This is a genomic window from Amycolatopsis azurea DSM 43854, from assembly GCF_001995215.1.
In the GTDB taxonomy this organism is placed as follows: domain Bacteria; phylum Actinomycetota; class Actinomycetes; order Mycobacteriales; family Pseudonocardiaceae; genus Amycolatopsis; species Amycolatopsis azurea.
Window position 1 is genome coordinate 348,553 of sequence record NZ_MUXN01000016.1, and the last position, 12,155, is coordinate 360,707.

The 12,155-nt window shown below is 69.0% G+C and carries 11 protein-coding genes; 7 read left to right on the forward strand and 4 right to left on the reverse strand.

Annotated elements, in window-relative coordinates; translation table 11 throughout:
- Positions 1–41: 41 nt before the first annotated feature.
- Genes B0293_RS22720 through mptB form a run of 3 tightly spaced genes read right to left on the reverse strand, consistent with a single transcriptional unit; the run spans position 42 to position 3,371 of the window.
- Positions 42–842, reverse strand: coding sequence for an ABC transporter permease (locus tag B0293_RS22720; RefSeq protein ID WP_005152235.1), 801 nt, complete (start codon positions 840–842; stop codon positions 42–44).
- Positions 839–1,765 (reverse strand): ABC transporter ATP-binding protein, encoded by a 927-nt coding sequence (locus B0293_RS22725; RefSeq protein WP_005152234.1) that lies wholly within the window; start codon positions 1,763–1,765, stop codon positions 839–841. Before B0293_RS22725 ends, B0293_RS22720 begins: the two co-directional genes overlap by 4 nt.
- A 19-nt stretch (positions 1,766–1,784) precedes the next feature.
- On the reverse strand, positions 1,785–3,371 hold the full coding sequence (mptB, locus tag B0293_RS22730; protein WP_039915836.1) for a polyprenol phosphomannose-dependent alpha 1,6 mannosyltransferase MptB: 1,587 nt from the start codon (positions 3,369–3,371) through the stop codon (positions 1,785–1,787).
- 283 nt (positions 3,372–3,654) lie between these two features.
- Between mptB and B0293_RS22735 the strand changes: the two genes are divergently transcribed.
- Genes B0293_RS22735 through B0293_RS22765 form a run of 7 tightly spaced genes read left to right on the forward strand, consistent with a single transcriptional unit; the run spans position 3,655 to position 10,074 of the window.
- Positions 3,655–4,455: a helix-turn-helix transcriptional regulator gene (locus tag B0293_RS22735; protein WP_407640104.1), complete on the forward strand. Its 801-nt coding sequence runs from the start codon at positions 3,655–3,657 to the stop codon at positions 4,453–4,455.
- 38 nt (positions 4,456–4,493) lie between these two features.
- Entirely contained in the window at positions 4,494–5,900 is a 1,407-nt protein-coding gene (gene sufB, locus B0293_RS22740; RefSeq protein ID WP_407640105.1) for a Fe-S cluster assembly protein SufB, read from the forward strand.
- Positions 5,901–5,902: 2 nt separating this feature from the next.
- Positions 5,903–7,075, forward strand: a complete 1,173-nt coding sequence (gene sufD / locus B0293_RS22745) for a Fe-S cluster assembly protein SufD (RefSeq protein ID WP_005152228.1) — start codon at positions 5,903–5,905, stop codon at positions 7,073–7,075.
- 35 nt (positions 7,076–7,110) lie between these two features.
- The gene (gene sufC / locus B0293_RS22750; protein WP_005152224.1) at positions 7,111–7,881 is read left to right on the forward strand and encodes a Fe-S cluster assembly ATPase SufC; all 771 of its coding nucleotides are present in this window, start codon (positions 7,111–7,113) and stop codon (positions 7,879–7,881) included.
- Positions 7,882–7,934: 53 nt separating this feature from the next.
- Positions 7,935–9,221, forward strand: a complete 1,287-nt coding sequence (locus B0293_RS22755; protein ID WP_005152222.1) for a cysteine desulfurase — start codon at positions 7,935–7,937, stop codon at positions 9,219–9,221.
- Positions 9,221–9,670 carry a Fe-S cluster assembly sulfur transfer protein SufU gene (sufU, locus tag B0293_RS22760; RefSeq protein ID WP_005152220.1) on the forward strand — a complete coding sequence of 150 codons (450 nt, stop codon included), beginning with the start codon at positions 9,221–9,223 and terminating at the stop codon, positions 9,668–9,670. Before B0293_RS22755 ends, sufU begins: the two co-directional genes overlap by 1 nt.
- Positions 9,667–10,074 (forward strand): metal-sulfur cluster assembly factor, encoded by a 408-nt coding sequence (locus B0293_RS22765; RefSeq protein ID WP_005152216.1) that lies wholly within the window; start codon positions 9,667–9,669, stop codon positions 10,072–10,074. The genes sufU and B0293_RS22765 overlap by 4 nt, the downstream gene beginning before the upstream one ends.
- Positions 10,075–10,180: 106 nt before the next feature.
- Here the strand turns inward: B0293_RS22765 and B0293_RS22770 are convergent, their stop codons facing one another.
- Positions 10,181–12,145 carry an ABC1 kinase family protein gene (locus B0293_RS22770; RefSeq protein ID WP_005152215.1) on the reverse strand — a complete coding sequence of 655 codons (1,965 nt, stop codon included), beginning with the start codon at positions 12,143–12,145 and terminating at the stop codon, positions 10,181–10,183.
- Positions 12,146–12,155: the final 10 nt, after the last annotated feature.

The following is a 12,155-nucleotide window of genomic DNA, read 5'->3' on the forward strand; positions in this document are numbered from 1 at the left end:
CCACCGGCTACGTGGGGTGTGTCCGCCGCCTCAGAAGAGCTTCAGGTGAGCTTGGTGGTCCTGCTCGCCAGCGCGCCCGCGACGACGCCCCAGCCGACGAGGACCGCGAAGGGACCCCAGCCGAACGAACCGTCCAGCAGCACCGAGCGCAGGCCTTCGGCGAGCGCGCCCGACGGCAGCAGTTCGACGACCGTCGCGAGCCCGGTCGGCATCGTCGACGGCGCCAGCAGGATGCCGCCGGCGAGCAGCAGTACGAACCAGACGATGTTCGCCAGCGCCAGCACGGCCTCCGCGCGCAGCGCCCCGCCGAGCAACAGGCCCAGGGCACCGAACGCGAGCGTGCCGACGATCAGGAACGGGATCGCGCCGAGGATCCCGCCGAGCGACGGCGACCAGCCCAGCAGCGCGGCCACCACACCGAGGATCACCGCCTGCAGCGCGACCACGACCAGCGCGGCGGCCACCCGGCCCGCGACGAGCAGCCAGCGGGGCAGCGCGGTGGCGGAAAGCCGTTTGAGGACGCCGTACCGGCGGTCGAAGCCCAGCGCGATGGCCTGCCCGGTGAACGCGGACGACATCACCGCGAGCGCCAGGATCCTCGGCGTGATCCAGTCCACTTTGGACGAATCGCCGAGTTGCGACGACGGCAGGATGTCCAGCAGCGACAAGCCGATCAGCAGCGCGAGCGGGATGAGCAGGGTCAGCAGGATCTGCTCGCCGTGGCGCAAGGTCAGGCTCGCCTCGACCTTCGCGTGCGTGCGCAGCATCTTGCCGAGCGAACCGCGGCCGGGGGCCGGGGTGAACGTGCCGGGGGCGAACCGGGGCGTGGGTGTGGTGGTCATGCGCGCAGTTCCCGTCCGGTCAGCTCCAGGAAGACCTCTTCCAGCGTGCGCCTGCCGACCTGCAGCTCCTCGGGCATGACGCCCTGCTGCGCGCACCACGCCGTCACCGTCGACACCACCTGCGGGTCGATCGCGCCCTCGACGAGGTACGTCCCCGGCGCGGATTCGTGCACGAGGTGGCCTTCGGGCAGCGCCGCGGTCAGAAGACCGGTGTCGAGCCGCGTGCGGGCCTTGAACCGGAGTTGCGCGCTCTCGCCCGCCTCGACGGTCAGCGACTGCGGGGAGCCTTCGACGACGACCTTGCCGTGGTCCACGATCACCACGGTGTCGGCCAGCGTTTCGGCCTCCTCCATCAGATGCGTGGTGAGCAGCACGCTGACCCCGTCGGCGCGCAGCGCTTCGAGCAGATCCCAGACCAGGCGGCGGGCCTGCGGGTCCATCCCCGCCGTCGGCTCGTCGAGGAAGAGCAGCTCCGGGCGCCCGACGAGCGCGCAGGCGAGCGAGAGCCGTTGCTGCTGCCCGCCGGAAAGCCGTTTGAACGGCGTCTTGCGCGCCCCCGCGAGACCGAGGACGTCCAGCAGCCAGGCCGGGTCGAGCGGATTCGCCGCGCACGCGGCGACCAGGCCGAGCATCTCGTCGGCGCGGACGCCGGGGTACGCGCCGCCGCCCTGGGGCATCACGCCGATCCGCGGCCGCAGAGCGGATCCCTCACGCGACGGATCCATGCCCAGGACCCGGACTTCGCCGCCGTCAGGCCGCAGGAAGCCTTCGCAGATCTCGACGGTGGTGGTCTTGCCGGCCCCGTTCGGGCCGAGCAGCGCGAGCAGAGTGCCGCGGTCCATCCGCAGATCGAGTCCATCGACCGCGGTGGTGGATCCGTAGCGTTTCACCAGCCCGGTGATCTCGACGGCGGGGGTGTTCACGACAGGTCACGATACGGCGTCACGCCGGGACCGAATGCTCCGGGGACGGTCTGGACAGCAGCAGCGGTGAGAGGCGGTGGACGACGAACAGCCCCACGAGCGTGACGACCCCGGCGGCGACCCACGCGAACGGCAGGACGAAACCGCGGCCCTCGAAGGTGCTTCCCGTCGTCGGCAGCAGGAACGGCAGGACGGCGGTGACGATCGTCGCGGCGATGCGGAACCGTGAGGTCCCCGCCGCCGCGGCGAGCGGGATGATCGCCCACAAGAGGTACCAGGGCTGCAAAGCCACGTGCAGCACCATCACCGCGCCCAGCGAGACCCCGAGGCCGATGATCGGCCGGTAGCGCCATTTGAAGCTGTCCCACAGGAACTTGACCGTCACCGCGCCCGCGACGAGATAGCCGAGCGCGCCGAGGATCGGGACCATCGCGTTGGTGTGGTTGCCGAGGCCTAGCGCGATGCCGAGGACACCGCCGAGCGCGGCCAGCTCCGACGTCGGGGAGATCCACGAGCGGACCAGTCCCGGCGTCCCGAGCGCGCCGACCCAGCCGAAGCCGAGACCGGTGCCGTAACAGACCGCCACCAGCACCACCCCGAACAGCAGCGCCATCGGCACCGCCGCGGTGACCAGGTCCTTGATCCGGCCGTGCCAGCGTCTGGCCACCATCACCGTGAAGAACGGCAGCGCCAGGATCGCGTTCAGTTTCACCGCGACGCCGAGGGTGATGAGCACCACCCCGAGTCCGATGTAGAGCAGTTCGCCCTTGGCCAGCGGGGGAGGCTCGTCGTTCTTGAACCGCACCGGCATCCGCTGGAGGCCGACCTCCAGTCCGGCCACCATGAGCCCGATGGCCAGCGCGTCGTTGTGGGCGCCCGCGACGAAGTGGAAGATCAGCAGCGGGTTCGCCGCGCCGAGCCAGAGCGCGGTGGCGGGCTGCACGCCGAACCGCTTGGCCAGCCGGGGCAGCGCCCAGATGATCAGGATGACGCCGATCAGCGCGAGCCCGCGCTGGAGCAGCACGCCGGTGACGATGTTGCCGCTGCTCAGCGGGGCGAGCCAGCCGCCGAGACGCAGCAGCAGCGGGCCGTACGGCGCCGGGGTCTCGCGCCACATGTTGGAGACGCCCGAGGTCAGCGGGTCGGAGACGCCGAGCGCCTCGGCCGGGCCGAGGGAGTACGGGTCCATCCCGCGGGCCACGATCTCGCTCTGCGCGAGATAGCTGTAGACGTCGCGGGAGAACAGTGGCGGGATGAACAGCAGCGGCGCGCACCAGAGCGCGATGGTGCGCGCGAGCTGGCCCTGGGTGGCGAGGCGGCGGCGGGCCGGCTGCGCGAACCGGCCGAGCAGCAGCCAGCTGAGCACGATGATCGCCATCCCCGCCAGGCCCATCGCGAGCGAGACCATGGGGATGCGGGTGAACAGCCGCAGGACCGGGATCTCCTGCACCGGGTTGATCACCGGCGCGGCGCCCGCGCCGAGCGAGCCGAGGGCGAGGAACAGCGAACCGACCGCGCCGAACCGGCGGACGACGTTCAGCCCGCGCAGTTCCTTGTCGTCGAGCGGCTCCGGTTCACGCGGGTGCCCGGGAGAGAGCGTCGCCACCGACCCCGCGGCCGGGTACTTCTCCGGGCCTGCTTCGTCCGTGTCCCGCCCTGCCGGGTGATCGCCCACTGCCACGCACGAAGGGTAGCGATCGCGGGAACAGACCGAGCGGGTACGTGGTTACCGAGGGCTGAAGGGGCCTTTCGCCGCATGCGACGCGGTGAAGGACGCTTTCGTCTCATCGCATGTGGGGAAAGCGTCCTTCAGCCCCCGAGAGTGACCCACGCCACTCCGTGAGCCACCCCTCTTTGCCGTCTCCCCGGAAATACGTCACACTTGTGTTGTGAAAAAGACGGGGACGCAGGACGAGGCCGGTGGCGACATGCCCCGCGCCGAGGTCCAGCCTGTCCCCGCACAGGTCGGCCCCGAGGGTCGGACCAGGCACGAAGTGGCCCGCTTGCTGCTGGAACAAGGTCCGATGACCGCCGTCGAGGTGGCCGATCAGCTGGGCATCAGCGCCGCCGCCGTCCGCCGTCACCTCGACGCGCTGCTCGCCGACGGCGAGGCCGAAACCCGGGACGCGCCCCGCCGCGGCCCGCGCGGCCGAGGCCGTCCCGCCAAGAACTTCCTGCTCACCGAAACGGGCCGCGCCCGGTTCGGGCACGCCTACGACGACCTCGCGTCCTCGGCCATCCGCTTCCTCGCCGAGCACGCCGGCGAAGACGCCGTGAAGGCCTTCGCGGAGGCTCGTGTCGCTTCGCTGGTCGGCCCGCATCAGGACGCGATCACCAAGCACACCGACCCGGCCACCCGTGCCGAGGCCCTCGCTGCGGCGCTGACCAGGGAGGGTTACGCTGCGTCGACCCGTCAGGTCGGTGTCGGCGAACAGCTTTGCCAGCACCATTGCCCGGTCGCCCACGTCGCCGCCGAGTTCCCTCAGTTGTGTGAAGCCGAGACAGAGGCTTTCGCGGAACTTCTGGGTACTCACGTGCAACGACTGGCGACCATCGCACGCGGTGACAACGTGTGCACCACCCACGTGCCCGTCATTTCGACGGGTCACCCGGCCACACCCGCGCCGGGAAGCACGGCGCCCTCCCCAGGGCGCACAGCACGGATCCCGAATGGAGGGAAACCCGCATGACTGCCGCTGCCGAGCAGCGCACTCCCACCACCGCGCCCATGAGCCAGGAAGAGACCATCGAGTCCCTTGGCAAGTACGCGTTCGGCTGGGCGGACTCCGACGAGGCGGGCGCCAGCGCCCGCCGAGGACTGAACGAGGACGTCGTCACCGACATCTCCTCGAAGAAGTCCGAGCCGGAGTGGATGCGCGAAGCGCGACTCAAGGCGCTCAAGCTCTTCGATCTGAAGCCCATGCCCAACTGGGGTGCGGACCTCTCCGGGATCGACTTCGACAACATCAAGTACTTCGTGCGGTCCAGTGAGAAGCAGGCCACCTCCTGGGAGGACCTGCCCGAGGACATCAAGAACACGTACGACCGGCTCGGCATCCCCGAGGCGGAGAAGCAGCGCCTCGTAGCCGGTGTCGCCGCGCAGTACGAGTCCGAGGTCGTCTACCACTCGATCCGCGAGGATCTGGAGGCGCAGGGCGTCCTGTTCCTGGACACCGACACCGCGCTCAAGGAGCACCCGGAGATCTTCAAGGAGTACTTCGGCTCCGTGATCCCGGCCGGGGACAACAAGTTCTCCGCGCTGAACACCGCGGTGTGGTCCGGCGGCTCGTTCATCTACGTCCCCAAGGGCATCAAGGTGGACATCCCGCTGCAGGCGTACTTCCGCATCAACACCGAGAACATGGGTCAGTTCGAGCGGACCCTGATCATCGTCGACGAAGACGCCTACGTGCACTACGTCGAGGGCTGCACCGCGCCGATCTACCAGTCCGACTCGCTGCACTCGGCGGTCGTGGAGATCATCGTGAAGAAGGGCGCCCGCTGCCGCTACACGACCATCCAGAACTGGTCGAACAACGTCTACAACCTGGTCACCAAGCGCGCCAAGTGCGAAGAGGGCGCGACCATGGAGTGGATCGACGGCAACATCGGTTCCAAGGTCACGATGAAGTACCCGTCCGTGTTCCTCATGGGCGAGCACGCCAAGGGCGAGGTCCTCTCGGTCGCGTTCGCGGGCGAGGGCCAGCACCAGGACGCCGGCGCGAAGATGGAGCACCTGGCGCCGCACACCTCCTCGACCATCGTGTCGAAGTCGGTGGCGCGCGGCGGTGGCCGCACCTCCTACCGCGGCCTGGTCAAGGTCGCGAAGCGGGCGCACCACTCGCGGTCCAGCGTGGTCTGTGACGCGCTGCTGGTCGACACGATCTCGCGGTCGGACACGTACCCGTACGTCGACATCCGCAACGACGAGGTGTCGATGGGCCACGAGGCGACCGTCTCGAAGGTCAGCGAAGACCAGATGTTCTACCTCATGTCGCGCGGTCTCGACGAGGCCGAGGCCATGGCGATGATCGTGCGCGGGTTCGTCGAGCCCATCGCGCGTGAGCTGCCGATGGAGTACGCGCTCGAGCTGAACCGCCTGATCGAGCTTCAGATGGAAGGGTCCGTCGGCTAGTCATGTCGGTTACCGAGAACAACGTTTCCGAAGCGATGCGCGAGGGCGTGGTCATCCCGGCCACGTCCCGCGCGGAGCGCTTCACCTCCCACGACGTCGAGGCCTTCGAGGTCCCCGGCGGTCGCGAGGAGAACTGGCGGTTCACGCCGATGAAGCGGCTGCGCGGCCTGCACGACGGGTCCGCCACCGTTTCGGGTTCGGCCACTGTGGACGCCGACGCCGCCCCTGAACTGAAGATCGAGAAGGTCGGCCGGGACGACGAGCGCCTCGGCGTCGCGGGTGTCCCGAGCGACCGGATCGCCGCGCAGGCCTACTCCTCGTTCACCGAGGCCACCGTCATCACGGTGCCCAAGGAGACGAAGACGTCGAAGCCGTCGACGGTGAAGATCACCGGCCCCGGCGAGGGCAAGGTCGCCTACGGGCACGTGCAGGTCCGCGCCGAGCAGTTCTCCGAGGCCGTCATCGTCCTCGACCACGTCGGCTCCGGCACCTACGCCGACAACGTCGAGTTCGTCATCGGCGATTCGGCGAACGTGACCGTGGTCAGCGTCCAGGACTGGGCCGACGACGCGGTGCACGTCTCCGAGCAGCACCTCAAGCTCGGCCGCGACGCCACGCTCAAGCACATCGTCATCACGCTGGGCGGTGACCTGGTCCGCGTCTCGCCGACGGCGACCTTCGCCGACAAGGGCGGCGACGTCGAGATGCTCGGCCTGTACTTCGCGGACGAAGGACAGCACCAGGAACACCGTCTCTTCGTCGACCACGCGGTGCCGAACTGCAAGTCGCGGGTGATGTACAAGGGCGCGCTCCAGGGCGATGGCGCGCACACCGTGTGGGTCGGCGACGTGCTGATCCGCGCGGCCGCCGAAGCGACCGACACCTACGAGCTCAACCGCAACCTGGTGCTGACGCCGGGCGCGCGGGCGGACTCGATCCCGAACCTGGAGATCGAGACCGGCGAGATCGAAGGCGCCGGACACGCGAGCGCGACGGGAAGGTTCGACGACGAGCAGTTGTTCTACCTCCAGTCGCGGGGAATCGGCGAGGACGCCGCGCGGCGCCTGGTCGTACGCGGGTTCTTCCACGAGATCCTGGTCAAGATCGGCGTTCCCGAGGTGCGCGAGCGTCTCGAGGCCGCGATCGAAGCCGAGCTCGAAGCCGTGGGCGTCTAAGCCCTCGTCCGTCCACATCAGACTTTAGGAAAGAAATGCCTACGCTGGAAATCAAGGATCTGCACGCCTCGGTCACGACCGAGGAGGGCCCCAAGGAGATCCTCAAGGGCGTCAACCTGACCATCAAGTCGGGCGAGACCCACGCGATCATGGGCCCCAACGGTTCGGGCAAGTCCACGCTGTCCTACGCCATCGCCGGTCACCCCAAGTACGAAGTCACCTCCGGGCAGGTCCTGCTCGACGGTGAGGACGTGCTGGAGATGAGCGTCGACGAGCGCGCCCGCGCGGGCCTGTTCCTCGCCATGCAGTACCCGGTCGAGGTTCCGGGCGTGTCCATGTCCAACTTCCTCCGCACCGCGGTCACCTCGGTCCGCGGCGAGGCCCCCAAGCTTCGTCACTGGGTCAAGGAGGTCAAGGAGGAGATGGGCAAGCTGGACATCTCGTCCGAGTTCGCCGAGCGTTCGGTGAACGAGGGCTTCTCCGGCGGCGAGAAGAAGCGCCACGAGATCCTGCAGCTGGCGCTGCTCAAGCCGAAGATCGCCATCCTCGACGAGACCGACTCGGGCCTCGACGTCGACGCGCTGCGCGTCGTGTCCGAGGGCGTCAACGAGTTCAAGGCCAACAACGACGCCGGCGTCATGCTGATCACGCACTACACGCGGATCCTGCGGCACATCACGCCCGACTTCGTGCACGTCTTCGCCGGCGGCAAGATCGTCGAGTCCGGTGGCCGTGAACTCGCGGACGAGCTGGAGGAGAACGGGTACGTCAAGTACACCGGCTCCGCCGAGACCGCCGCGGTCTGAGCTCGCACAGCCTGATCACTGATTTCGCGACTACACCGAGAGGAGTTGGCCCGATGACCACCACCACGGCTAACTCTGTACCGCTAGATGTGGCGGCCATCAGGGCCGACTTCCCGATCCTGACCCGCACCGTGCGGGACGGGAAACCCTTGGTGTATCTGGATTCCGGTGCGACGTCCCAGAAACCGGCGCAGGTGCTCGAAGCCGAGCGCCGGTTCCTGGAGACCTCGAACGCCGCGGTGCACCGCGGCGCGCACCAGCTCGCCGAGGAGGCGACCGACGCCTACGAATCCGCCCGCGTGCGGATCGCGGAGTTCGTCGGCGCCTCCCCGCACGAGCTGGTGTTCACCAAGAACGCCACCGAGGGCATCAACCTCGTCGCCTACGCGATGAGCAACGCCGCCACGGCCGGTCCCGAGGCCGAGCGGTTCAAGATCGGTCCCGGCGACGAGATCGTCATCACCGAGATGGAGCACCACGCGAACCTGGTGCCGTGGCAGCAGCTCTGCCAGCGCACCGGCGCGACGCTGAAGTGGTTCTCCGTCACCGCCGACGGCCGCCTCGACCTGTCCAATGTGGACGAGCTGATCACCGAGCGGACCAAGGTGCTGGCGTTCACGCACCAGTCCAACGTGCTCGGCACGATCAACCCGGTCGAGTTCCTGGTGAAGAAGGCCCGCAAGGCCGGCGCGCTGGTCGTGCTGGACGCCTGCCAGTCGGTGCCGCACTTCCCTGTGGACCTGCACGCGCTGGACGTCGACTTCGCCGCTTTCGCCGGGCACAAGATGGTCGGCCCGTACGGCATCGGTGTCCTCTACGGCAAGCGCGAGCTGCTCGAAGCGATGCCGCCGTTCCTGACCGGCGGCTCGATGATCGAGCTGGTCCGCATGGAGCAGACCACGTTCGCCGCGCCGCCGCAGCGGTTCGAGGCAGGCACCCCCATGACGTCGCAGGCCGTCGGCCTCGGCGCGGCCGCCGACTACCTGTCGGCGATCGGCATGGAGCGGGTCGCCGCGCACGAGCACCTCCTCACCGAGGCCGCGCTGACCGGGCTCGGTGAGATCCCGGGCGTGCGGATCATCGGCCCCACCGACATGGCCGACCGCGGCGGGCTGGTGTCGTTCGTCATCGACGGCGTCCACCCGCACGACTCGGGCCAGGTGCTGGACAGTCTCGGCGTCGCCGTCCGCGTCGGGCACCACTGCGCGTGGCCGCTGCACCGGGCCTGCTCGGTCCCGGCGACCGTGCGCGCGTCGTTCTACGTCTACAACACACTGTCCGAAGTGGACGCTCTGGTGAACGGTGTGCGTGAGGCGCAGAAGTTCTTCGGGGTGGCGTGATGAACCTGGAGAGCATGTACCAGGAGATCATCCTGGACCACTACAAGAACCCGCACGGCCGCGGTCTGCGCGAGCCGTTCGACGGCGAGTCGTTCCAGGTCAACCCGACCTGTGGTGACGAGGTGACACTGCGGGTGAAGGTCGACGACGGGAAGGTCGCCGACGTCTCCTACGAGGGGCAGGGCTGCTCGATCAGCCAGGCCTCCACGTCGGTCTTGACGGATCTCGTCGTCGGGCACACCGTGGAGGAGGCGTTCACCACCATGGACGCCTTCGTCGAGCTGATGCAGGGCAAGGGTCAGATCGAGCCGGACGAGGAAGTGCTGGAGGACGGCATCGCCTTCGCCGGCGTGGCCAAGTACCCGGCTCGCGTGAAATGCGCCCTGCTCGGATGGATGGCGTTCAAGGACGCCGTCGCCCGCACGACCAACGGAGTTGAGACGGCATGACCGAACAGCAGACCGAAACCCGCGAGGGGCGCACGGCCGCCGACCTCGACGCCGAGACCACCGCCGCCCCGGACGCCGCCGACGTGGCGAAGGTCGAGGACGTCGAAGAGGCGATGCGTGACGTCGTCGACCCCGAACTCGGCATCAACGTCGTCGACCTCGGGCTCGTCTACGGCATCCACGTCGAGCCGGACAACACCGCCACCATCGACATGACGCTGACGTCCGCGGCCTGTCCGCTGACCGACGTCATCGAGGACCAGACCGGTGCCGCGCTCGTCGGCGGGGGAACGGGGCTGGTCAAGGACTTCCGGATCAACTGGGTCTGGATGCCGCCGTGGGGCCCGGAGAAGATCACCGATGACGGCCGCGAACAGCTGCGCGCCCTCGGCTTCACCGTCTGATCCCTGCTTTTGCGCGTGAAGGCCCCCTTCCCTCGGCTCAGCCGAGGGAAGGGGGCCTTCACGCGCTTCGGGGATCGCATTAAGTTCGGTGGAGTGGGCCTCGGGGTCATCGGGGCGATCGTGACCGTTGCCCGGTCCGCCGGAAAACGACGAAAAGCAGCCGCAGTCCCACCAGCGCGCTGACCACCAGCAGGTTGTAACCGAACATCTGGTGCAGCGTGACACCCGGCAGGACCTCCGGGCCGGTCGCGCTGCCCAGCAACAACACGGCCATGAGCCCGGTGGCCGCGCCGACGAACGCCAGCAGGACCTCGTGCACCAGTCCGGTGACCACGTCGCGGTCGCGTTCGTCGGAGAACAGCCGGACGTTGACCGAAAGCCTGCCCTGTTCGAGCGCGTTGCCGATCCGGTCGATCCGGCGGGGCAGGCGGCGCAGCACCGGCAGGAGCGCCATCAGTTCGTTGGTGGCAGTGGAACGCAGCGATTCCGGCCGCAATCCGGCACCCACCTGCTCGGCGGCGTAGGCGCGGGACTCGACGACGATGTTGAATCCCGGCGCCAGCGCGGCCAGCGTTCCCTCCAAAGTGGCCAGTGCGCGGAACACCGCGGCGATCGGCGGGGGAACGCTGAGCCGGAAGTCGGCGATCACCCGGAACAGGTCGGTGAACATGTCCAGGTCCGGGGCCTGTCCGTGGTTGAAGTGCTTGGCCACCAAGGCACCCAGTGCCCGCTCCAGCCGTCGCTCCTCGATGTCGTCCGGCCGGTCGACGATCTCCAGCAGGCCGTCGCGCAACGCGGCCGGGTCGCCGCGGTCGAGGGCGAGGATGAGGTTCTGCAACCCGCCGCGCAGACCCGAGTCGAGCCGTCCGACCGAGCCGAAGTCGAGCAGGCCCAGCCTGCCGTCGGCGAGCAGCAGGACGTTGCCGGGATGCGGGTCGGCGTGGAAGACGCCGCTGCCCATCACCTGGCCGAGCACGCAGCGCAGCATCGACCGCGCGAGGTTCGCCCGTTCCGCGGCCGGGACCCGTTCCTTGGCGGCGGCGAGCGGTTTGCCGTCGAGGCGCCGCATCACCAGGACTCGCTCGGTGGACAGTGCTTTGTGGACGGTCGGGAGAGCGACTTCGTCGCCGGGGTAGGCGGCCGCGACCGCTTCGATGTTCCTGGCTTCGGTGCGGAAGTCGAGTTCCTCGACCAGCGCGTCGGCGAATCCCTCGGCCAGATCGACGACGCCGAGCGAGCGCGCCCAGTCCGCGCGCTGGTCCAGCGCGGCCGCGACCCGGCGGACGATGTCGAGGTCCCGCTCGACCAGTGCCTGGACGCCGGGCCGTTGCACCTTGACGACGACGTCCTGCCCGTCGCGCAGTTTCGCCCGGTAGACCTGCGCGATCGACGCGGCCGCGATCGGTTCCGGATCGAACTCGGCGAAGATCTCGTCCGGGTTGCCGCCCAGTTCCTCTCGCAGCACCGTCGCGACCTCGTCCGCGTCGGCGAAGGCGACCTGGTCCTGGAGTTTGCTCAGTTCGTCGACGAACACCGGCGGGAGCAGATCGGACCGCGTCGAGAGCAGTTGCCCGAGTTTCACGAACGTCACGCCGCCCTCCTCCAGCGCGCGCCGCAGCGAACGCGCCAGTTTGGCGTGCCGGACCTGGGCGAGGCCGGGTTCGCGGCGGCCGGTGAGGTACCGGCCGAGGCCGTGTTTGATCGCGATCCGGGTGATCTGCGAGTACCGCCGTGTCCGGGCCGCGCGGCGGCGCAGCGACCGGATCCTGCCGATCAGGCCGAGCCCCGAACCGGACGGCAGGACGAACTCCGCGACGAACAGGAAGATCAGCGTCGCCAGGAACGCGCTGCCCGCCACCGGGATGACCAGTCCGGCGAAGGCGCTGCCCGCGTACATCAGGCGGGGGACCGCGGTGAGGATGCCGCCCGCGACCAGCCAGCCGAAGCCGGCCGCGCAGAACGCGCGGATCACGCCGATCCGCACGCCCAGCACGCGGCGGGCGGCGACCACGAGCGGCCACAGCATCAGCGCGTAGACGGGCAAGGTGAGCAGGCCGAGCAGCAGGTTCATGCCGATGAGG